The following is a 22,657-nucleotide window of genomic DNA, read 5'->3' as shown; positions in this document are numbered from 1 at the left end:
CCGGCCTGGCTGGCGGTGTCACCGGTGACCTCGGTGGGACTCTCGACGGCACGGTCGGCGGGCTCGGTGTCGGTGGTGTGACCGGTGACCTGGGCGGCCCGTTGCACGGCATCGGCAGCATCGCGGGGGACCTCGGTGTAACCGGCGACGCGCATGCCAGCGTGGATGGCGGGCTCCTGGGCGCCTGACCGGCGGCCCGCTTGAGCTGGGCCTTCGCGGCATGCGGGGGCCGGGGTCGCGTTCCATCGCGCGGTTCCCGGCCTCCGCAGGGGCTTTGCCGGGGCCTCGTTGACGTGCGGTGCGGCTGGGCGGGCGCGACCCCGGCGGGGCCGTTCGCTGCGTCGGGCCGGCTCTCTACGACCAGGGGCCGTCACCGTACTGGTCGCCGCACACGTCCAGAACGTCAAGCTGTGCCTGGGCGATGTCAACGTTCGTCTCCGGCCCGGGTGCTGCACTTGCCGCTCCCGCCGAGGCTACCGTCGTCGTCCAGACGCCGTAGCTGCCGTGAGTGAGCTCCTCAGCTCGGACGAGGCAGCACGACCAAGCGCTCGCGGTTGCCCCTAGCTGACCGTCGACAGGGCGCGCTACCGGACGCCCCTCGGGGGCTTGCGGCCTCAACAGGGCCGCAGTCCGACTCCGGGGATCGGGGCGGTAGTAGGTATCGCCGTCCCCGCCCGAAGGGCCGGGTCCATATTGGGTGGGGCCGGCGCCGAAGGAAACCTACGCGGCGGCCCTCGCCTAACCATCATCTCGCCGCCGCAATTTGCCGGCACGGCGATGGACTCGTGCTCCTGGGGCAGCACCGGCAGCTACACCTATTGATGAACAGCACCGCATGAGCACCGGCCCGCCCACCGCGCGGGCCGGTGATTCCCTTTCAAAGGTGCTCGGGGTCCGAACCTCTGGCTCGGTTGAGCACGACGTGCATCTGGCCGGGGGCGGACGTGGGTCGGCCGGCTTACAGTGTGGACATGTGGGAGTCGGTTGCTGCGCCGGTGGTGGGACTGCTGGCCGCCGTGGCCGCGGCTGCCCCGACGCCGCCACCGTCCCCTCGGGTGGATGCCGCGCCGGTGCTGACGTCGACACCGTTTGGCGCACTGCCCGGGCAGCAGGTGACCCACACCATCACGATCTCCGGTAGGGGCACCCTCAATGCGGCCCGGGTCACGTTCACCACGACAGCTGATCTCGACAGTGTCACTGCCCGGGCCGTGCCAGGTCGGTGTGCGGCAGCCCCTCGTACCGTCGTCTGCGACCTCGGTGACCTGCGCCTGGGCACAGCCGAGGCGGTGCCGCGGATGACGATCACCGGGCGTGTCCACGCGGGTGCGACGCCGGGCACACTGGTCCGCAACCGGGTCGCTGTCACCTCGGTGGAGTTCACCACGACGAGCGCCCAAACCGCCAGCAACGCCTATCTGCTCCCGGGGTCGACGCCCACCGATCGGCCGCTGAGTCCGCCGGCCGTGGCGAGCGAGGTTTCGCCGCCCGGACGGTCGATGCGGGTGCCGGCCGTCGCGGGGGTGGTCGTGGCCGCCGTGGTCGCGGCGGCTGCTCTACTGACGCGTCGTCGTCGGCGGCGTCGCAGCCCGCCGCCGCTCGGCCGGGTGTAACGGACAGGCACCGGATTCCGATGTAGCAAAGGAACGGGGACAGGCCGGCGGGCAGGAGTACAACATGGACCAGAAGTGGTGGAGGCATGCCACGCTGGCGACCGTCGCCGGGGCGACGACGCTGATGATGACATCGCTCTGCTTGGACGCCGGGGCGGCGACCGCCGCAGCACAGACCTCAACGCAGGGGCCACTGCCCCTACCGACTCTGCCGGCCCTGCCGAGCCCGTCGCTGACGGTGTCGCTACCACCGGTGAAACCGCCGATGGTGACGCTGCCGCCCATCAAGCCGCCGACGGTGAAGCCGCCGCCCGTCCCATCGACCACTGCGTCGACGCGACCGACTGCGCCACCCGCGACCACTCCGCCGCCCGCCGGAAAGCCACCGCGGGTGGGCGTCTCGGCCCCGCCCAGCAACGACGGGCCGATGGTGAGCCCCGGAGTGGCCCCTGCGCTCATTGCTGGCGACCCCGGCGCCGACCTGTATCCGCAGCCGCCGGTGGACGTCGCCGTCACCCCACAGGCCCGCCAGGTCGCCGCGCTCAGCGACGTCCAGCACCGGATCCAGTACCTGGAGAACATTCTCGCTCGGACCCGCGACGACCTCACCAAAGTGCAGCGCGGACCGGACCCGGTGCTGCAACTGCTGACCTCGCTGACCGTCGGCGGGGATGCGGATGCGGCATCGCCCTTCGCCGTGGCGGACTCCGCGGAGGTGGTGGACACCCCCACCGGTCGCGCTGTCGCTCTGTCCGCCGCGATCACCTCCGGCCAGGCCGAACTTATCCGCCGCCGGACGGAGGAGACGCGGCTGCGGCAGGAGATCAGCAGTCGCGTCCGCGCCGTGCCCGCCCTGGCCGCACCGGCCCGCACCGTTGCCACGGTCGGTGGGGGCCGGCTCGGGCGTCCACTGTCGGGCCGGCTCACCAGCAAGTACGGCACCCGGTTCGACCCGTACTACCACGTATGGCAGTTGCACTCGGGCGTGGATCTCGCCGCTCCAACTGGTACCCCGATCCTCGCGGCCGCGGACGGCCGTGTGTCGCGCGCCGGCTGGTACGGCGGCTATGGCAACTACACCTGCATCGATCACGGCAGGGCTGACGGGCAGCGGCTGTCTACGTGCTACGGCCACCAGTCCAAGCTGCTGGTGTCTCGCGGTCAGCGGGTCCGCGCGGGCCAGGTCATCGGACTGGTCGGATCAACCGGTGCCTCCACGGGTCCCCACCTGCACTTCGAGGTACGTCTGGGCGGCCGTCCAGTCGACCCTCTGCCTTGGATTTGAGCCGGACCATCCTCTCGGCGTGACGCGAGGTCGTCGGCCGGGTCAGGCCCGCCGAAGAAACCGTCGAGGGTCGGCGCGGCGCCTGCCGAGCCAGCGCGCAGCCCTGATGCGCTCGGCCGTTCGAACGAGCGCGCGAAGGCCGCTGGCCGGCTACCTTGTTGCGGACGCTCGGCCGCGCGACATGTCTGTGAGACGTATGTAGGTCTGGCAGACATGTCGCTCCCCGGCGTGACTCCGAGTCAGGCGTCTGCGGTCGCCCGGGTTGCCGTCCCTGCCGGCGCGGAGACCGGGCGCGACCGCTCGACGCCGAACGCCAGGCCGGTGAACCCGGCCATCATCAGCACGCTCACCGCGACCTTGAGCGGGACCCCCTCGGTGACCAGGTCCAGCACCTGCCCGACGGTGAGGACCAGCGGCACCCAGAGCGCCACCAGCCGGGCCCGCCACGCGCCGAAGGCGAGTACCAGGAGGCCAACGAGCCAGCCGATCAGCCACACCGCGAACGAGGCCATCACGAACGGGTCCCCGTCGAGAGCGTTCGTCACCGGCCGGGCGGCGTCGGCGTCGACCCCGCCGCCGGCCAGGGCCCCGAAGAAGGCGTTGTAGTGCCAGAGGTGGACGGTGGAGAAGTAGAGCCCGAGCAGGGCGAGCGCGCCGCCGATGGTGGCCGCGACCGGCTTCCGTCCGCCCAGCACGGCAGCCAGCCCGAGCGTCGCCGGCAGCAACACCAGGTGGGCCAGGGCGAACAGGACGGTCTCCACCCGCCACGCGCCCACGTTCCCGGCGGCCACCGCCACGTTGCCGGCGCCGTCCGACACGTCGTCCGGGAACATCACCCAGTAGAAGGCGTTCGCGGCGCCGTAGAGCAGGCCGCCTGTGAGCAGGGTGGCCGCCGTGAGACGCCGACCCATCCGCCGTCCGGTCCCGTCATCCATCAGAATCTCCCTCCAAGAAGCTGTGCGAGGGACGCTAGGAGCCGGGCACGGTCGAGTCGTCGGTCGCGAAGTTGATCCCCGGGTGGAGTCCCGGCCGTCGCCGCTACACCCGTGGGTGGACGCGGAACTCCGCTCGCCGTGGATACGCTTCCGGCATGTCACCCGCCCTCCACCTTCGGGCCCGGTGGCGCGGGGTGGCCACCACGCTCGCCGGTGTCGCGCTGCTCGCGTTCGGCCTGGCCGAGCTTTACGTCCCGCTGGCCGGCTACGTGGAGGGGCAGGGGCCGGACCTCGCCGCGCTTTCCGCCGGCTGGCTCGCCGTGCTCACCGTGCTGCTGGCGGGCTACGCCCTCGCGGTGGCCGGCTGCACGTCGTACCCCCGGGCGGCCGCCGTCCTCGCCGGCGCCTGCTTCACCGCGCAGAGCTTCACGCCCGTGCTGCCGGAGTGGCCGGTCGTGCCGCTGCTGGCGCTGCTCGCCGCCTGCTTCGGCTGTGTCGCCGTCGGCGGCCGGGCCGCGCCAGCGGTCGCCGCGGTCAGCTACTTCGTCCCGCTCGGGATCGAGAACGCCATGGCGGGCGACTCCGACTGGGCGTTCATCCTGTTCGTCGGGCTCGCCGTGTTCGGCCCCGGGTACGCCGTACGGATGCGGCGGGCCCAGGCGGCCCGGCTGGTCGCGCTGGCCGCCGAGCGGGAGGCCGCCGCCCGGACGGACGAGCGGCTGCGGGTGGCCCGGGAACTGCACGACATCGTCTCGCACGGGGTCTCGGTGATGGTGCTGCAGGCCGCAGCGGCGCAGGCCGTGCTCGACTCGGACGCGGCGCAGGCACGCGCGTCGCTCGACGCGGTTCAGGACGTCGGACGCGAGGTGGTCACCGAGCTGCGGCGGCTGCTCGTGATCCTCCGGGGCGCGGAGGCGGCCCCGGAAGGACTGCCGTCGCTGCGGCGGATCGACGCGTTGACCGCCGGGGTGCGTCTCGCCGGCGGACGGGTCGAGGTGACCGTCGCCGGCGACCTCAGCACGGTGCCCGCCGCAGCCGACGTCAGCGGGTACCGGGTCCTCCAAGAGGGGCTGACCAACGCCGCCCGGCACGCGCCAGGCTCGACCGTCCGCGTCTCGATCGAGGTGGCCGGCGACGTCCTTCGGCTGCACGTGGTCGACGACGGAGCGCGGCCGGCTCGGCGGAACGCCGGCACCGGCCACGGTCTGACCGGCATCCGGGAGCGGGCGGAGCTATTCGGCGGCACGGTCAGCGTTGGTCCGGGTCCGCACGGCGGCTTCGAAGTACGGGTCGAGCTGCCCTTCGACGCCGAGGCGTCCGCCGCCCCGCTCTCCCCGACGGGAGTCGCCGGGTGACCCGCATCCTCATCGCCGACGACGAGGCGCTGGTGCGCGGCGGCCTTCGCATGATCCTCACGGCACAGCCCGACATCGAGGTCGTCGCCGACGCGGCCGACGGCGAGGAGGCCGTGCTGCTCGCGGCCCGGTGCGTGCCCGACGTGGTCCTGATGGACATCCACATGGCGCCCACCGACGGCATCGCCGCCACCGAGCGGATCCTGGCCGAGCGCAATGAGACCCGGATCATCATGCTGACCACCTTCGACCTCGACGAGTACGTCTACCGCGCGCTCCGGGCCGGCGCCTCCGGGTTCATGCTCAAGACCACACCGCCCCGGGAGCTGGCCGAGGCGGTGCGGACAGCGGCCCGGGGCGACGCCCTGCTCTCCCCGTCGATCACCCGTCGGCTGATCGACCACTACACCGCGACTGCTTCGGTGGTCGGCAACCCGGGCCTGGCGGAGCTGACCGTCCGGGAGACCGAGGTACTGCGGATGATGGCCCTCGGCCTGTCCAACCGCGAGATTGCCAGTGAGCTCTTCGTCGGAGAGGCGACCGTGAAGACGCACGTGAACCGCATCTTCGCCAAGCTCGGGGTGCGGGACCGGGTGCAGGCGGTCGTGCTGGCGTACCAGAGCGGGGTGGCCCAGCTCCGGCGGTAGCGGGTGCCACCGTCAGCCGATCAGCGGGCGGAAGGTGCCGAGCGCGACGCTGACCGTCAGCGCCGCGCCGGCCAGCACCGCCGCCCCGGCGATCAGCAGGCCGTCCGCGGCGGAAATCAAGGACACCCCGGATGGTCCGCCCGCTGCGCAACCGTCGCCCGTCACGCCGGTCGAGCAGTCAGCATCGGAGGTGCCACTCCCGTCGATCGACCCCGCTGTGGGTGCGCCTTCGACTGGCCCGCTCACGCCGGTCACGCTGCGGCAGCTGGCCGCCGAACTGACGGCGGTGATCGACGACGCGGAGAGCAGGAACGAGATCGACCCCGCCGACCGCCACCCGGCCGGCCGACTGTAACAGGCCACAGGCAGGACCGGATCCAAGGAAATAGGCACTAATCTTCACATGCGAAATAGCGGCTACCAGCGCCAGTAGCCGCGTCCGGCAAACACGGGCGCCCCCACCACCTCACGGCAGCGGGGGCGTTCCGGTGAAGATCAGGCGTCGAAGCGGACCCGACAGCGGCGCGCCACCACCAGCGCCACGCCAGCAAGCACCGCGAGAGGGCGGCGGCCTTCGCCGAGAGCGACCTCGGGCCCCTCACCGCGATGCCCAGCGGTGACCGACCGCCGATCGCCCGGCCCGTCGGCGACGGGCCGGGCGTCGGGTGTCACGGCAGGGTACGGATCCGCAAGGTCACCATCTCCGGCTCGGCCGACTGGTCAGTGACCGCGTAGATCTTGTTGCCGGACACGGCCAGCCCCCCCTTGACCAGGTTGTGCGCCCACGTCTCCTGGTTCGGCAGGTGCCCGAATTCGCATGTGATGATCGGCGTGATGCCGCCCGGCTCGAAGACCCAGACGTCCTTGTCGTACGACGAGTTGGTGCCGGCGACGACGAGGCCGTCGGGCCGGATCGCCACGGCGTTCGGGTACGTGACGGTGGGGTACCGGTGCACCTCGACGAGGTCGGACGTGCGCAGGACCGGGTGGTAGTACGGCGCGCCCGAGGGGACGATCACCTCGGTGCCGTCGGGAGTGACCGCCAACTGCGCGACCGAGCCACCGTCGGTCCGGCTGATCGCCCGCTGGACCAGCCCCGTCGCGGTGGCCTCGAAGCGGACCAGCAGGGCGGGGCTGGAGCCCGTCGCGCCGGCGATCAGCATGTCGGGTTGAGCGGGTGAGGTGGCCAGCAGCATCGCCGAGCTGATCCGCTCGTCGATGGCGTCCACGGCGTTCACGGAGAACTTGCCGGTCGCGAGGTCGACCCGGCCGATGCCCGCCGTGGGCTCGTTCTCGCACCCCCACGAGACCCAGAGTTGGCCGGCCGCGAAGGCGATGTCCTTCGGGCACGTCATGGTCCCGTCGGTCTTCCCGGTGAACTGTCCGTCCAGTTCCCACGTGTCCAGGTCCACGATCCTGAGCCAGTCCTGGTCGCCAGCGGCGATGTAGAGCTTGCTGCCGTCCGGGCTCAGCGTCATCCCGGCGGCCCCCGGCGCGATGCCTGGAAGGGTGCGAAGGACGTTGCCGTCCAGGTCGGTGACGATCAGACCGTCGGTGCCCTTGCCCCCGGTTATGTAGACCCGGCCGCGTGCCTCGTCTACCAGGATGTCGCCGAACCGGAAGCCGGTGACGTACCCCGGGATCGGGATCTGGGCGTTCACGTCGGTGCTCGGAGGCGAAGTGGTGGTGGTCGGGGTCGGCGTCGGGCTGGCGGTCGGGCTGGACGTCGGCGACGCGGTGGGACGTGGCTTCCGTCCCGGCCGCGGAGACTGGGGCGTCTTGTCGACCTTCGACTTGGTGCTGTCAGCGACCAGATGCGCTTCCGCCGCGGTGTCGTCGGCGGACCGGTCGCTGCCCGCCACGGCGGTGCCCGCACCGGCGGCCAGGAGGGCGAGCACGCCGGCCCCCACCATCCAGATCCGTGCGCGCCGGCCCCTGTTTGCTCTTCGGCTCATCGTTCCCCGTTCTGATCCGGTACGTCGCGTGGGCCGGAATCGGACCCCGGCCCGCCGACCAGAGGGCGCTCCGAAGTGCGAAAACGTTACGCGAAACACCATCGGCACCGAGGCGGCCAGATGAGGCGGAGGAGTGGGCCAGTCTCGGCGTGAGGCCCGCCGACCGGGGACCGGAAGCCAGGCGCTTGCCAGTGTCGGACGAGAGCCGGAACCGACGACGGCGCGGACGTAACAGTGATCACGATCTTCGCGCTCAACCCGAGGGACGCCGAAGATCCCCACGACTCGGGCCGGCTGGCCCGGTCGATCCCTCCGACGTTAGGACCTGATGTCCGTTCGATTCCGCTCCACCCGCCGTCACCTGCTCCGTAGCAGTCTCCTGGTCGGCGCGCTGGCCGGTCTCGGTGCCGGTCTGCTGCCCGCCGCCCCGGCCGGCGCCGCCCCCGCCCGGGCGGACCTGGTGGTCGCCGCGTCCGTCGGCCCGGTCGAGGTGCCGGCCAGCGGTGGCTGGTCGACCCTGACGCTCGACGTGCGCAATTCCGGCACCAGAGCCAGCCAGGATGTGACCGTGGCGTTCACGCTGCCGCCGGGAGCCTGGTTCTCCACCGACGGGTTCGTGATTCCGCCGAGCTGGCACTGCGACCTGGCGGGCGCCGCGACCTGCACCCACGCCCCCCTGGCCGCCGGGGAGGTCGCCGACGCGCTGAACATCCCGTTCGGTGTCCCGGCCGGTACCGCCGGCGACACGCTGACCGTCACCGCCACGGCGTCGACCCGTACGGACTCGACGACCACCAACAACACCGGCCGGGCGAGCGTGCGTTACGTGCCCAGCACCGTGGACCTCGAGTTCGTGCCCGCCGGAAGCAGCCAGCAGCTGCTCCCGAACGAGTATGTGAACCTTTCCGCGTCGGTCCGGAACACCGGGAACTCGCCCTCGGGTGAGGTGACCGTCACCATCCCGGTGCCGGCCGGGGTGCAGGGCTCGGAGACGTCGAGCGAGGGGTGGGACTGCGCGTTCGGCGACGGCGTGGCCGACGGCCGGACCGGCTGGCGCTGCATGCACGGCCCACTGCAGCCGGGTCAGACGAGCGAGCAGCTGTACTACGGCGGGATGCTCACCGCCACCACGGTCGGCGAGGTCGTGACGGTGGAGGCGACCGCCGAGACGACCGCGCCGGAGACCACCCTGGACAACAACACTGCGCGGCACACCATCACCGTCGAACAGGGGGCCATCATCCGCGGCACCGTCTGGGTGGACGGCAACAACAACCGCGTATGGGACTCGTGCGAGGCGGGCGCCCCGGTCGGCTCCGAGGGCATCTCCCGCATCGACGTGGCGACGGCCCCCGGCCAGCCCGGCTCCGGTGGGCTGACCACCATCAACCCCGACGGCACCTTCACCGCGTACGTCCGCTCGGGCACCTACCGGGTGCAGTTCCACGTGTATCACCCGCACGACTTCATCGACTCCGTCGACTCGGACCTGATCTACTACTGGAACGAGACCGGCGGCGCCAACTACGGCCACACCGACTGGGTCACCGTGGCTACGGGTGACGAGGTGACGCTGGACGCGGGCGTGAGGTCACGATGGATCGAGTCCTGCTGAGATTCCTCGACGCCGTTCCGGCGACACCCGGGCGGTCCGGCCTCCGCGGCCGGGCCGCCCGTTGCTCGTCGTGGAGCCTCGCCCTCATCGAGGTCCGGGTCTGTCACACCCGCCCTGACCTGCAAGATCAGGTTAGAAAGGCTCACCGACGAGGCTCAGAGCGAATGGCGAGATCTGCTGCGGGCCTGGGAGGTCTTTGGCCAGCGGTGCTGGCACGGAGATTCGATACCTCGCCATGATCCTTTGAACGGGCACCGGCGCCATCGTCGCACTCGACGGTGAGGGTGTCGGTGACGTCGATGGTGACGGTCTTGCCGGCGTGCACGCGGCTGAGAGCGACCCTCAGGTCCCGGGTGGTCCCGGGTGCCCCAAATGGCTACCAGCCCAGCCGATGCTTCCGGGTGGCTGCTTCCACTCCTTGGCGCGCCTCTTCGAGATCGATAGGTTGGGCCAACGCTTGCGCGCTGCTTGCCGGCTGGCGCCCACCGCTGCCCCAAGCTCGGGATAGCCCGCACCGCACTGCACCGCTTTCTCGGCGCTGGCGGACACGAGGTCGGCGAGAAGACGACGCATCTGCTCACCTGCCGCCATCCGTGCCAGGTGACTCCGCATCCTCTCCGTGTAGCTTCGCTCGTGGTCTGCTCTGGGTAAGGCATCCATGTCGGAGGCGTTTAGCCGCCGCGCCCAGTTGGCCGCAACAGCACTCAGTTCCCGCCCTAGTTCCTGCCGCTCTTCCAGCGTTAGGTCGCGCATGACAGCACTCCCTCGTCAGTGACCTCGCACTTCAGAGTGCGCTCGACAACTAAGGTTGTCCGGCAGGTAGGACTGCAGGTTGGTCACGGCGGCGAGGGGGTGGGTTGCGATCGGCCCGGTAGAACAGCGTCTTACCGTCGCGACCGCGGTGACCACTCACCCGCGTCATAACAACGAGTTGGTGCTCGGCGCACTCGAGTGTTACGAGCGCGCGGTGCGCCGGGTAGGGCAATACCTCGCCCGGCGCGGCGCCGTCGTGCAGCCGCTGGCGTAAACCTGGACGCCCTCGACGCCATACGCGTGTGCTTCAGTAGGCGGGCGCGGGAGGGCGTCCTGGGAAGCCTGCGTCCGACCCGGGACCTGGAGCAGGCCGTCGTCGAGCTGGCCGACCTGCTGCAGGAAAAGGAGTTCGACGAGGGCGACACCAGCTCGCCCGGATGTCTGTGGGCCACACCCATCCTCCTACCGCGGCTCTCGTCGACGGCGTTGCCTGCTGGCAATGCCCGAGCAGCCACGCAAACAATTTCCCGATCGAATAGCTGACCGGCAGCGCCCCAGGACCGCACCAGCACGGCCAGCCAGGCCAAGGGCGACCAGGACTCCGTCGACGTAAGCTCGGTGAGCAGGCGGATGAGTTTGACGAAGCTCCCCGCATATGGCGGGACAATGCGCCGTTTGTTGCTATCGGGTCAAGTGATCGGGGCTGCCGCCAAGGCGGCTTGAGGGGTAACGCTGACCCGTCTGCGATCTGACCTTTGCCGCTGCTATGAATGGCGGCAGCCGCCGAGCCGCCTGCCGGGCGAGTACCGCGGACGCGATCCCAAGAGCCAGGGAGGCGGCCAGCGCCGCCGGCCGCGACCAGGGGCCGACGACCGGCATCACCTGCCAGTGGGTGAGGTAGATCCAGAGCGAGCTGGCGGCCAGTAAGGCGGCCGCCCGATTGACGGCCGGCCGGCTCGGCAGCCGCGGCACCCAGACCAGCAGGGCGAAGCCGGCGACGATGAACGCCTCGCGGAACGGTTCGCCGAACAGGTCCGGCACCGTGAGCGCCGCCGCGGCGGTGACGGCCACCCGTTGCGCGGTCCGGGCGGCGCGGGCCGCGGCCCAGCCGAGCGCGAAGAGCCAGCACACCACCACGGCCGACGGGACGTAGCTGAACGTGGCGAGGCCGGGCAGGTCGTACCGGGTGACCAGGCCGAGGGCAGCGAGCGCCAGCGGCAGGCCGAACGGGTACCGCCGTTCGATCCGGTCCACCGCCGGCACGGCGATCAGCGCGGTCGTCGCCAGCAGAATGTAGATCAGCGCCTCGATGAACCAGAACTGCCACTCCGTCGCGCCATCGTGCGGGCCGAGGACGCTGTTGAGCAGCAGCACGTTGGTCAGCGTGTAGTCGCCGGTGACCGCCCCGGCCAGGGCGATGAAGGCCACCGACGGCAGCACGATCCGGCCGACCGCACGTACGGCGGCGCGTACCCGCTCCCGCCGGGCCGCGGTGGTGAGCTGGAACCGGGCGAAGTTGAACCCGGCTACGGCGAGCAGCAGGTGCGCCCCGCCCTTGACGGTGAAGACGGGAATGTGCGAACCGACGATGACCACGATCGCCAGCGCCCGCAGGGCCACGCTGGTCTCCAGCACGCGGTGCCGGGCCGGGCGGGCCGGCGCGGATCGGGGCAGCTCCCGGATCGGCGTCGTGTGCCAGCCTGCGGGCAGGTCGCCGAGGAGCTCTTCGAGGCGGACCGACATCTCGACGTACGACAGGGAATCGCCGCCCAGGTCGACGAAGCTCTGGTCGGCGCTGACCTCGGGCTGGTCGAGCAGGTCGGCGTAGAGCCGGCAGAGCTGCTCGGTCCCGACGCTGGGCGCGTCCACGGCGGGGACCGGCGGGGGAGCGGTGGTGAGGGCGCGGACGGCCGCCAGGTCCGGCTTGCCGTTGCCGAGCCGGGGCAGCTCGGCCAGCAGGTGCACGCGGACCACCCGGGCGGGCAGCCCCGCCGCGGCGGCGGCCAGGCGCCGTACCCGCTCGGGCCGGTGACCGCCCGTTGCGGCCACGACCAGCTCGCGATCCGTCCCGACGCAGTACGCCTCGACGCCCGCCACCCGCAATCGATCCTCCACCCGTCGCGGATCGACCCGTAGGCCGAAGATCTTCACGAACTCCGCGGTCCGCCCGACGATCTCGTAGAGCCCGTCCGGCCCGCGCCGGGCCACGTCCCCGGTGGGCAGCTCCTCGACGGTGCGCCCCAGCGCCAGGTCGCTCGGCCGTTCCGCGTAGCCCAGCATCACGTTGGGCCCGGCGTAGACCAGCTCGCCCGTGTCCGGCTCGGGCCGGTCCGGCAGCGCGCGCAGCCGGAACGACCCGCCCGGGATGGGCACACCGATCGCCTCCGGCCGGAGCTCGGCCAGCTCCGGCGGCAGGTACGCCATCCGGGCGGTGGCCTCGGTCTGGCCGTACATCACGAAGAACCGCCAGCCGTGGCGGCGGCCGAGGGCGGCGTACCGGGCCACCCGCTCCGCGTCGAGCCGGCCCCCGGCCTGGGTGACGTGACGCAGGTGGGGCAGGCGCATCCGGTCGAAGCCGACCCGGTCCAGCAGGTCGAAGGTGTACGGCACGCCGGCCAGACTGGTGCCGCGCTCGCCCCGGAACAGCTTCCAGAAGCAGCGGTCGGTGACCGAGAGCCCGGTGAGGATGAGCGCCGCCCCGCGCAGCAGGTGGCTGTTCACCACCGACAGGCCATAGCAGTAGTGCAGCGGCAGCGTGGTGGCCGCCCGGTCGGTGTCGCGGACGTCCAGGTACTCGGCGATTGCCTCCGCGTTGGCCTGAAGGTTCGCCGACGACAGCCGGACCAGCTTCGGGGAGCCGGTCGACCCGGAGGTGCTGAGCAGCAGCGCCAGGTCGGGGTGCAGCTCGTGCCCGGTGCCCGGGCGCCGCTCGTCGACCACCAGCTCCCCGTTGACGCGATGGAGCAGCACGTCCGGGTCGTACGCCAGGGCCATCTCGGTGACTGCGGCGTGATGGTCCCCCGGCACCAGCAGCAGGGGATGCCCGCCGGCCAGCGCCGCCAGGTACGCGACCAGCTCGTCGACCCGGTTCGCGCCGGCGAGCAGCACCAGCCGGCGGGTCGTGCCGAGCCGGGCGGCCAACTCGCTGACCCGCGCGGCGAGCTCGGCGTAGCTGAGCCGGCCGTCGGCGGTGATCACAGCCGGCCGGTCGCCGTGCCCCGCCAGGGCACGGACGAACGGCGCCGGCACGGTGTCGGGAAGGACGCGCATGGGCGACAGATTAGGGCAGGCTCACCTAAGAGAAAAGCGAGGGTGGCCTGCGTCATCTCCCGGCTGCCGGGACACTCCTAGGATCAGCGCTGGGGGAATGAGCGGACGGGTGCAGGTACGGCGATACCCACCTTGTCGCCCGGGTGAGGTACGCGATCGCCGGGGACGCGCGCCACCAGACGGGTGGTCTGGCCGACCAGTTCCAGGCGGACCATCGCGTCGGCGCCCTGGTAGGTCACCGACGAGACCGAGGCGGTGGTGTCGGACGGCTCGCCCAGGACGAGTTGCTCGGGTCGGACCATCACGAGTACGTCGCCGGTGGCCGGTTCGGCCAGGTCGAGCTGGCCCAGACAGCAGGAGACGGTCCGGCCGACGGCCTGTCCGCCGAGGAGCATCGCGTCGCCGAGGAACCGGCCGACCTCGGGCGTGGCCGGTGCGCCGTACACGCCGGCCGGGCTGTCGATCTGAGCGAACCGACCGTCGAACATGACGGCCACCTGGTCGGCGAACGACAGCGCCTCGGCCTGGTCGTGGGTCACGAGCACGGTGGTTGCGTCCCGCGCGGCGAGAGCGGCACGGGTGGCCTCGCGCGTTGCGGCGCGCAGCGCGGTGTCGAGCGACGAGAACGGCTCGTCGAGCAGTACCACGGACGGTTCGCGGGCCAGGGCCCGGGCGAGTGCGACCCGCTGCTGCTGCCCGCCGGACAGCTCATCCGGTCGGCGGCGAGCCAGGCTCGGTGACAGGCCGACGAGCTCCAGCAACGGCTCGACCTGGGCCGCCCGGCGCCGTTCGGCCCGCGGCAGCCCGAAGGTGATGTTGCCGGCGACGTCGAGGTGCGGGAAGAGTGCGCCGTCCTGTCGGACGTAACCGATGCCGCGCCGCTCCGGAGCCACCAACGCCGGTCCGTCGGTGAGCACCTCGCCGCGTACCTCGATCCGCCCGCGGTCGGGCCGGATGAACCCGGCGATCGCCCGCAGCAGCGTGGTCTTGCCGCTGCCGGAAGGACCGAGCACCGCGGTAATGCCGCCCGCGCGCACCTGCAGATCGACCTGGTCCAGCACCGGCGGGCCGCCGTACCCTACGGTGAGCCCGGTGATGGAGATGCCGCCCCCGCTCATCGCTGGTCCAGGATCTGCCGGCGCAGCAGGACGGTGAGCGGGGCGGACAGCGCGATCATCGCCGCAGCGTATGGGGCACTCGCCACATAATCCAACTCGTCGCTGGCCGACCAGAACGCGGTGGCCAGCGTCTCGGTGCCGGTCGGGGCGAGGAGCAGGGTCGCGGTGAGTTCGGTCGACGTCGCGAGGAAGACCAGCACGAATCCGGTCAGCGCCGATGGCAACACCAGCGGGAGGACCACCCGGATGAGGGTACGGAAACCGGACAGCCCCAGCGAACGCGATGCCTCGAGGAGCTCGGGCGGAGCCGCGGCCAAGCCGGACCGCCAGGCGACCATGGCGCGGGGCATGAAGAGCACCGCGTAGGCCAGCACCGCGAGTGCGGCGGTCTGGTAGACCGGACGGGCCCACTGCACCGCCAGCGTCACCAGAGCCAGCCCGATCACGACCCCGGGAAGCGCGCTCGCAAGGTAGGTCACCCGCTCCAGCGCGGTCGCCAGTCTTGACGGGTATCGATGCAGCAGCCACGCGGCGGGCAGCGCGGCGACCGACGCCGCCAGGCCCGCCAGCACCGCAAGGCCGACGGTCGAACCCGTCGCCGCGAGCAGCGGGCCGACGAACACCGCGCCGGACGTGATCGCCCGCACCAGCCAACGCAGCACCAGCACCAGCGGAACCAGCAGCGCCAGGCCGACCAGTGCGGCGAGTGCGGCGGACGCGGGGATGGTCCATGCGCCGAGGCGGTACGCGACCGGACGCTGTCGGGCGCCGGCGCCCATCCGGGCGATCCGCGCACGGCCGCGCAGCGGCGCCTCGAGGGCCAGCAGGCCGATGCAGAGCACCACCAGGACCGCGGCCAGCAGACTGCCGGCGGCGTTGCTGAACCCGACCGCGAACTGCTGGAGGATCGCCGTGGTGAAGGTCGGAAACCGCATCATCTGCAGGACGCCGAACTCGGCCAGCAGGTGCAGGGCCACGAGCAACGCGCCGCCGGTGATGGCCGGCCGCAACTGCGGCATCGCCACCCGCAGCACCGCGCCGAGACTGGATGAGCCGAGCGACCGTGCGGCGTCCAGGTGCCCCTGGTCGAGCGCCCGCAGCAGAGCCGCGGCCGGCAGGAAGACGAACGGATAGTAGGCGAGGGCGGTGATGAACACCGCGCCACCCAGCCCCTGGACCTGCGGCAGCACCGACGTCCAGGCGTAGCTGCTGACGAACGCCGGAATGGCGAGCGGTGCCAGGAGCAACGTGCGCCACGTGCCGGCGCCCGGCAGGGTCGTCCGTTCCACCAGCCAGGCCGCGCCACATCCCAGCAGCACGGTGATCGGTACGGTGAGCAGGACCAGGAGCATGGTGTTGCCGAGCAGTTCGGCCGTCCTCGGACGCAGCAGCAGCCTCGACGCCTCGTCGCCACTGGCCGAAGCCTGACCGACCACTTCCAGGACCGGCAGGACCATCACGGCCGCGACCAGCACGGCGGCCGCCACGACGAGCCACGGCATCCGGGTGGACCGGCGGGCGCGTACGACTGGCCGGGGCGCCGCCGGTTCGTCGTACGCGGCGGCGGGCGACTCGCGAAGGTCAGATGATGCCGACATCGGTCATCAACTCAGTCACCTTGTCGGAGTTCAGCGCGAAGGGGTCGACCGGGGGCGCCTGCAGGCTGTTCAACGGCGGCAGCGCGGGCGCCGAGGCGACACCGCTGCCCACGGCGTACTCCATCGACTGGGAATCGACCAGCACCTGCTGCCCGGCCTTGCTGGTGATGAACGTCAGGAACTTGTGGGCCTCGATCGGCTTCTTCGTCCGGGCCAGCACAGCACCTCCGGACAGCGACACGAACGCGCCGGGGTCCTGGTTGCGGAAGTAGTGCAGGGCCGTGTTGGCGCTGCCTTCCTTGGTGCCGGCCTGGTCCCGGTACCAGTAGTAGTGGTAGATCACGCCGCACTCGATCTCGCCGGAATTGACTGACTTCATCGTGGCGATGTTGTTCTGCAGCACCCGCGCGTTGGACTTCAGGCCGTCCAGCCAGTCGGTGGTCTTCTGCTCGCCCTGACCCGCGAGCATGCCCGCGACGATCGCCTGGAAGTCGGCACCACCCGGGGCGCACCCCCAGCGGTCCTTCCATTGCGGCGCCGCGAGATCCATCAGCGACTTCGGCAGGTCGGCCTTGTCGAGTTTGGCGGTGTTGTAGACCAGCACGGTGGACCGGGCGGCGATCGAGGTCCACGACTTCGACGACGGGGTCAGGTGGGCCGGCACCTGCCGCCGGGTCGCCTCGTCCAGCGGCGCGAGCAACTTGTTCCGCTCGACCAGCGTCATCGCCGGACTGTTCTCGGTGAGGAACACGTCGGCGGGCGACGCCGAGCCCTCGGCCACGATCTGATGACCCATCGAGGCGTCGGAGCCCTTGCGGACCTGCACCTTGATGCCGGTCGCCGAGGTGAACGCCTCGGCCCACGCGTTGGTGAGGTTCTCGTGCTGCGCGGAGTAGACCTGCAGCGAATCGGGGTCGGCCTGGTACCCGTCCTCGGATTTCGACCCGCATCCCACCAGGCCCGCTGCCCCGAGGGCCCCCAGGCCGGTCAGGAACGTGCGTCGACGCATGTCATGTCCTCTCTCACGAGTTGCTTCGCCGCCACGCGACGACGGATGACTGCGACCGCGGGCAGAGGCGACAGCCGCCGGCGCAGGACGTGGTTGCCGATCGCACAGAACCCCAGGCCGGCGGCGATCGCGGCCGTGAACTTCATGATCGGAGAATCAAAGAACGCAAACAGCTGGAACTGCACGAGGTAGATGTGCAGCGAGGCGGCCGCCAGTGCGCCGAGCGGACGGACGAGCAGCTGCGGCACCGGTAGCGCGGGCACGAGCGCCAGCACAGTGAGCCCGGCCATGATGGTCAGGTTGCGGGCGGGGTCCCCGGCGAAGAAGCCGAAGGCGGCGCCTGCGGCGACCGCCGCCGTGACCAGCCGGCGCTTTCGGCTGTCGGCCACCGCCATGGCGACCCCCGCCACGAACAGCCATGCCACCGTGCCCGGCAGACCACGCAGCGGACCGTCGTACAACGCGAGCACCAGATAGCGAGGCACGAGCAGCACCGCCACGGCGGCCATCACGGTGCGCCAGGCGTCGGCGGCGTAGGCGGCCCGCAGCCTCGGAACAGCCAGGACCGCGACTGTGGCAGCGATGATCACCAGGTAGGCCTCGACGAACCAGAAGTCGTTGATGTCCCGCGGCCGGGCGAGCCAGTGCACCAGCGCAACGTTCGACCAGTGGACCGTTCCGAAGCCGAACAGCATCAGCGCCGCGACCGTCACCGCCGGGACGACGACCCCGACCGCGACCCGGGCGGTCCGCCGCACGCGCTCCGCCGTCGTCGGCGAGGCGAGTACGTACCTGGCGAACAGGAAGCCCGCGACCGCCAGGAGGATGTGCGCTCCGCCGGGCAGCCGGAACAACCCGACATGACTGCCACAGATCGTCACCACGGCCACGCCGCGCAGGACGACGCTCGTCTCCACCCGCCGCGTCAGCGGACGCCACCACCGGGAACGCGGCACCCGGTCGGCGAGCGCCATGAGGTCGCGCACCGGGCGGTGGTGCCAGTCGGACGGCAGATCTCCGAGCAGACGCGTCAGGCCGACGGACGCCACGACGTGGCTGAAGGAGTCGCCGCCGAGCTCGACGAACGACCGGTCGGGGTCGACGCCACCGGGGCCGACAAGCGGCTCCAGCACGGCGACCACCGCGGCGGCGGTCTCTGCCTGCTGGCCGGGGGTCTCCGTGACGTGCAGCTCGGCGCTGCGCCGGCGGTCGATCTTGCCGTTGGACAGCAGCGGGAGGTCGTCGACCGCGCGGACCGAGATCACCGACCGGCCGAGACCGGAGACCTGCGCGGCCTGGTCGCGAACCTGGCCGGGGGACTGCTCGCAGCGCCGGTAGGTGACCTGAAGCTGGTCGTCGCGGCCGGTGACGCAGGACTGCAGCCCCTGGCCGCGCAGGGAGCGCTCGACCTGGCCGAGGTCGATCCGGATTCCCATGATTTTCACAAAGTCGGACCGCCGTCCGACAATCCGGACCAGCCCGTCCGCGTCGATCCACGCCAGGTCGCCGGTCCGCAGCTCGGTGTGCATCCGGCCCAGGGCCAGGTCGTCGGGCTGCTCGGCGTACCCGAGCATGACGCCCGGACCCGTGAACACGAGCTCGCCGACCGGCACGTCGGGCGAACCCACCGCCTCGTCGATTCCGGCCGCGTCCAGCCGGAACGCCGACCCGGCGATCGGCCATCCCACAGCATCCGGGTATCGCTCCGACAGCTCGGGTGGCAGCACGGCCATCCGCGCGGTGGCCTCGGTCTGGCCGTACATCACGGTCATTCCCCAGCCGGCCGCGCGGCCCCGAGCGGCGAGCTCCCGCACCCGCGCGGGCGGCAACGCGCCGCCGGCCTGGGCGAGCAACCGGAGCGAAGGCAGATGATCGAGCACACCCTGGACGTCGAGCAGATCCACCACGTGCGGAGTGGCGGCGACCACGGTCACCCGGTCGCGGCGCAGATCATCGACGATGCCGGGGTCGGCCACCGACCCGGGCCGCAGCACTGTGGTGGCACCGGCTCGGAGTTGAGCATGCAGCACCGACAGCCCGAAGCAGTAGTGCAGCGGTAGCGAGGTGACCGCACGATCGGCCGGCGTGATTGACAGCGCGGCCGCGATCGCCTCGGCGTTGCTGAGCACGTTGCGGTGGCTGAGCCGAACCAACTTGGGTGACCCGGTGCTGCCCGACGTGCTGAGCAGCAGCGCCAGATCCGGATGCAGGAGGTGCCGCGGTTCATCGGTGTCACTGCTCGGCGTTGCGGTCGCGAAGGTGCCATCCGAACAGAGCCACTGGTCGGGCTGGTAGACCGCCGTGATCGACCGATGCTCCGGCGGGGTGATGAGCGCCACGTGCCCGGCCGACATCACCGCCAGATAGCCGAGCACCAAGTCGCGATGCGGGGCCAGCGGCACGTGCACGAGCCGCCGGCCAGCCTGTACTGACGGCAGACCGGCCGCGAGCGCAGCCACCCGATCGGCCAGCTCCCCGTAACTGAGATGGCCGGCCGAGTCGATCAGGGCAGGATGCTGCGTGTCGACCGTGTCAGACACTGGCACGGCGGCGCGCACCCGCCGGGGATCCAGCAGAGACACGGTAGGTGAGGCTAACCTAATCAACCGTGGCTGTCCAACCGTCGACAACGAGCAAGATCACGGTGTTCACCGTCGGTCTGACCAGGGCGCACGTCGGGCTACTGGACGTGCTCGACGACCGCGAGCGGCAGCGCGTCGATCGCGTCGTGGCTGAGGCGGATCGCGCTCGGTTCCTGCTCGGAGCGGCACTGCTGCGCACCGTCGCCGGCTCGATGCTCGACCTCCCCGCTGAGGCGGTGACGGTGGACCGCACGTGCTCGCAATGCGGCGGCTGGCACGGCCGGCCGAGGCTGCCCGCGACCGCATTGGAGATGTCTGTGTCGCACAGCGGCGCGGTGGTGGCCGTTGCCGCCTTGCCCGGCGGTGGGCGGGTCGGGGTGGACGTCGAGCGGACCGGTGACCAGCCGGTGCGGGAGGTAGTGGCCTGGACAATCGCAGAAGCACAGTTCAAAGCCGGTGGCGGATCGGGCCTGACACTCCACCGGCTGCCGCCCCCTGCGCCTGGACACGTGCTGACCTTGGCCACCGACCGGGCCGCGGCCACGGTCAAGGTGGTCGACGCGACGACCCTGCTGCCGCCTTCTACATCATGACGAGCGACTACGGGATGCCAGCGCTCAAGCATTTCGCAGGGCCCGGACAGACCGGTAGGCCGGAACGATCTTCCAAACCGGCAGCGGCGTAGACGTTGGTTACGTCATGTCCGAGGATCCGGCACGTCTGCTGTCGCGTGGCCGATATCTGACGAGGCCGAGTGCGAGGAACACGAGCGCCAAGCTCGCAAGCGTCCACGTTGTTGCGGGTCCGAACGCGCCGATGAGACGTCCGAGGTACCCCACTGCGAGTAACAAGAAGGAGAGTCCAGCGCAGAGGAACCACATCGCTGCGTCGACCGGCCGCCTCCACCTTCTCTGGGCGAAAGGCGACATGCGGCCAGTCAGCAGGAGACGAACACCGTAGCTGGCAAGGACCAAACCGCCGACGCCCAACAGCATCTGGAACAAGTCTCGGGGGCCCATAGATTTGCCTCTACCCGGGCGACCTGGTCGGCAACCAAGTCGAGGCAAGGCCGGGCCATCTTGGCAGCAGCGCAATTCGCATCCAGTCCGCAAGAGGTCAGTCGCACAAGCCATTGAGAGGCCGGCGGAACCGGGTCACCCGTCAGTTCACGAGTGGGGAGCCGTGGTGAGCTATTCCAGCCGCGTCCGTGGCGGACGGACGAGTGGCGGTGCCAGATCTGATCATCGGCGCGCCGTCAGTTTGGCTTGCTGGAGTCGGGCGGCCTGCGGCCTAATGGCGGCATGCAGGCAGGCGAGGACGCGATGATGACGATCGGTGAGATCGCCAACAAGTTTGGGCTGGCCACGCACGTGCTGCGGCACTGGGAATCGGCCGGGTTGCTGGCGCCGGCGCGGGTGGTCGCCGGCCGCCGCCGCTACCGCTCGGCGGACCTCTACCGGGTCGCGACGATCCTGCGTGCCAAGGAGGCGGGACTGTCGCTGCACCAGATCCGTGAGCTCATGACCGCCGCCGGGTCAGCGCGGCGACGGGAGATCCTGTTGCGGCACCGCGAGGACCTCGTCGCGCGTATCGACGCGCTGCGGGATTCCCTGGGGTTCATCGAGGGGGGTCTGGAGTGCGAGCACGAGGACTTCACCGCGTGCCCGCACTACCAGGCCACGGTACGGGCGCGCATTGGGCGGCAGGCCGCGCCTCACATACCCGTATGACAGCCGATGCGGACATCGCCGGGATGGTCAGCCCCGTTGGTCAGCCGACGTCATTGCCCCGTGGCAGCCGGCCGCTGCCGTCACCGGCCCGTCCGCTGACAGATCGTGCGAGAGTGACCAAGTCGTGGCCGCGGCCCTGTGCCAGATCGAGAGGATCACGGTCGGCGGGCAGAGGCGACGAACATGGGAAACGCCACGAATAGACGTTCCCTCCTTGCCCTAAAGCGCTGGTCCCGTACCCATTCGGCGCTCTGTTCAGGGGTGATGCTGCCGGCGGTGACCGCTGTTGCGGCGAATCCCTCGACGATCGGCAGGAATTTGGGCTCGGTGAAGATGCCGGTGTGTGCTTCGACGGTGACGTCCTGGAAGCCAGCGTCGAGGAGCAGATTCCGGTGGGCCCGCGCGGCCTGTGGGTTCGGGACGGAGTCGGCGGTACTACGCAGGATGGTTCTGGTGAGCTCGGGGTGAGATGAGTCGATCATCAGTGCGTCCCAGTCCTGTCCGAGCAGAACGATTCGCCCACCCGGGGCCAAGACACGGTGCGCGTCCTCCAGCGCCGAAGCAGGGTCCGGCACCTCGTGTAGGACTTTGTCGGCCCGGTAGCCCGTCACCGCCTGGTCAGGAATCGGAAGCGACTGCGCGGTCCCGATCCGGAAATCCGCGCCCGGCCAGCGGTCGCGCGCCGTGGCGATCATCAGCTCATCTACATCGACGCCGATCGCGGTGACACCGCGCTCGTTGAGCTCTGCCACGGCACGTCCCGCGCCACAGCCCACGTCAACCACAGTGCCGGGGGAGAGGTCCAGCAGCTCGTAGCTGCGCTGCCGTAGCCGCACCGCGCCGGGTTCGTTCTCCGCCGCGTCGAGTCGCGCGATGAGCCGTGCGGTGGCAGCCGTGCTGTTCGGGACGGTCATGGACGCGATCCTCTGACTTCAGGTCGACCTGAAGTCAAGGCTTTGCCACCCCGTCCCACCCGCTTATGACCGCGACGCGGGTTCCCTCCGAGCGGTCTCTGCCTTGGTCCCGGTCGACTGGCAACGGCAGTGACCACACGTCGACCACACGGGGCGCCCGCCCAAAAACCAGTGGAGCGGCACTTCCGTGCGTCGTTACCGTGCTCCCGCCCCCTGTCGCCTCGTCGAGGACATGCCGTTGTACATCCAGTGAGACCTCCTGAGCGCTGATTCGTCGC

17 protein-coding genes are annotated in these 22,657 nt (G+C 71.0%); 9 read left to right on the top strand and 8 right to left on the bottom strand.

Translation table 11 applies throughout. The annotated features are described in order from the left end of the window. The 3 genes from AB0K07_RS00200 to AB0K07_RS00190 form a co-directional block, all read left to right on the top strand. A partial coding sequence (locus AB0K07_RS00200) for a hypothetical protein (RefSeq protein WP_363749758.1) occupies nt 1-188 on the top strand: 188 nt, incomplete at its 5' end. 867 nt (nt 189-1,055) lie between these two features. Then, on the top strand, nt 1,056-1,613 hold the full coding sequence (locus AB0K07_RS00195) for a hypothetical protein (protein ID WP_363749756.1): 558 nt from the start codon (nt 1,056-1,058) through the stop codon (nt 1,611-1,613). 64 nt (nt 1,614-1,677) lie between these two features. Further along, complete coding sequence (locus AB0K07_RS00190; protein ID WP_363749754.1) at nt 1,678-2,898, top strand: M23 family metallopeptidase; 1,221 nt, start codon at nt 1,678-1,680, stop codon at nt 2,896-2,898. 239 nt (nt 2,899-3,137) lie between these two features. Here AB0K07_RS00190 and AB0K07_RS00185 read toward each other — a convergent pair whose 3' ends face one another. After that, nucleotides 3,138-3,833, bottom strand: coding sequence for a hypothetical protein (locus AB0K07_RS00185; RefSeq protein ID WP_363749753.1), 696 nt, complete (start codon nt 3,831-3,833; stop codon nt 3,138-3,140). A gap of 155 nt (nt 3,834-3,988) precedes the next feature. Between AB0K07_RS00185 and AB0K07_RS00180 the strand changes: the two genes are divergently transcribed. From AB0K07_RS00180 to AB0K07_RS00170, 3 genes are all read left to right on the top strand, one after another. After that, nucleotides 3,989-5,188, top strand: a complete 1,200-nt coding sequence (locus tag AB0K07_RS00180) for a sensor histidine kinase (RefSeq protein WP_363749752.1) — start codon at nt 3,989-3,991, stop codon at nt 5,186-5,188. Continuing rightward, nucleotides 5,185-5,835: a response regulator transcription factor gene (locus tag AB0K07_RS00175; RefSeq protein ID WP_363749751.1), complete on the top strand. Its 651-nt coding sequence runs from the start codon at nt 5,185-5,187 to the stop codon at nt 5,833-5,835. The genes AB0K07_RS00180 and AB0K07_RS00175 overlap by 4 nt, the downstream gene beginning before the upstream one ends. Nucleotides 5,836-6,052: 217 nt before the next feature. Further along, nucleotides 6,053-6,190 carry a hypothetical protein gene (locus AB0K07_RS00170; RefSeq protein ID WP_363749750.1) on the top strand — a complete coding sequence of 46 codons (138 nt, stop codon included), beginning with the start codon at nt 6,053-6,055 and terminating at the stop codon, nt 6,188-6,190. Between the two features lie 313 nt (nt 6,191-6,503). On the opposite strand, the gene AB0K07_RS00165 is transcribed toward AB0K07_RS00170, so the two are convergent. After that, on the bottom strand, nt 6,504-7,748 hold the full coding sequence (locus AB0K07_RS00165; protein WP_363749749.1) for a hypothetical protein: 1,245 nt from the start codon (nt 7,746-7,748) through the stop codon (nt 6,504-6,506). A 370-nt stretch (nt 7,749-8,118) separates the two neighbouring features. Here AB0K07_RS00165 and AB0K07_RS00160 point away from each other — a divergent pair, with 370 nt between their 5' ends. After that, complete coding sequence (locus AB0K07_RS00160) at nt 8,119-9,405, top strand: hypothetical protein (protein ID WP_363749748.1); 1,287 nt, start codon at nt 8,119-8,121, stop codon at nt 9,403-9,405. A 1,434-nt stretch (nt 9,406-10,839) separates the two neighbouring features. Here the strand turns inward: AB0K07_RS00160 and AB0K07_RS00155 are convergent. The 5 genes from AB0K07_RS00155 to AB0K07_RS00135 form a co-directional block, all read right to left on the bottom strand. Beyond that, on the bottom strand, nt 10,840-13,428 hold the full coding sequence (locus tag AB0K07_RS00155; protein WP_363749747.1) for a non-ribosomal peptide synthetase: 2,589 nt from the start codon (nt 13,426-13,428) through the stop codon (nt 10,840-10,842). A gap of 83 nt (nt 13,429-13,511) precedes the next feature. Continuing rightward, complete coding sequence (locus AB0K07_RS00150) at nt 13,512-14,546, bottom strand: ABC transporter ATP-binding protein (RefSeq protein WP_363749746.1); 1,035 nt, start codon at nt 14,544-14,546, stop codon at nt 13,512-13,514. After that, nucleotides 14,543-16,144 (bottom strand): iron ABC transporter permease, encoded by a 1,602-nt coding sequence (locus AB0K07_RS00145; RefSeq protein ID WP_363749744.1) that lies wholly within the window; start codon nt 16,142-16,144, stop codon nt 14,543-14,545. The genes AB0K07_RS00150 and AB0K07_RS00145 overlap by 4 nt, the downstream gene beginning before the upstream one ends. Beyond that, the gene (locus tag AB0K07_RS00140; protein ID WP_363749743.1) at nt 16,128-17,153 is read right to left on the bottom strand and encodes an iron ABC transporter substrate-binding protein; all 1,026 of its coding nucleotides are present in this window, start codon (nt 17,151-17,153) and stop codon (nt 16,128-16,130) included. The genes AB0K07_RS00145 and AB0K07_RS00140 overlap by 17 nt, the downstream gene beginning before the upstream one ends. Further along, on the bottom strand, nt 17,132-19,735 hold the full coding sequence (locus tag AB0K07_RS00135) for an AMP-binding protein (RefSeq protein WP_363749742.1): 2,604 nt from the start codon (nt 19,733-19,735) through the stop codon (nt 17,132-17,134). Before AB0K07_RS00135 ends, AB0K07_RS00140 begins: the two co-directional genes overlap by 22 nt. A gap of 26 nt (nt 19,736-19,761) precedes the next feature. On the opposite strand from AB0K07_RS00135, the gene AB0K07_RS00130 reads away from it, so the two are divergent. Continuing rightward, entirely contained in the window at nt 19,762-20,328 is a 567-nt protein-coding gene (locus tag AB0K07_RS00130; RefSeq protein WP_363749741.1) for a hypothetical protein, read from the top strand. A gap of 708 nt (nt 20,329-21,036) precedes the next feature. After that, nucleotides 21,037-21,465 carry a MerR family transcriptional regulator gene (locus AB0K07_RS00125; protein ID WP_363749739.1) on the top strand — a complete coding sequence of 143 codons (429 nt, stop codon included), beginning with the start codon at nt 21,037-21,039 and terminating at the stop codon, nt 21,463-21,465. 155 nt (nt 21,466-21,620) lie between these two features. Here the strand turns inward: AB0K07_RS00125 and AB0K07_RS00120 are convergent, their stop codons facing one another. Then, nucleotides 21,621-22,379: a methyltransferase domain-containing protein gene (locus tag AB0K07_RS00120; protein WP_363749738.1), complete on the bottom strand. Its 759-nt coding sequence runs from the start codon at nt 22,377-22,379 to the stop codon at nt 21,621-21,623. Nucleotides 22,380-22,657 lie beyond the last annotated feature (278 nt).

This window comes from Micromonospora sp. NPDC049301 (assembly GCF_040678715.1).
Taxonomy (GTDB): Bacteria; Actinomycetota; Actinomycetes; order Mycobacteriales; family Micromonosporaceae; genus Micromonospora.
Note: the sequence above shows the minus strand (reverse complement) of the source record. Positions and strands in the feature narration are given on the sequence as shown.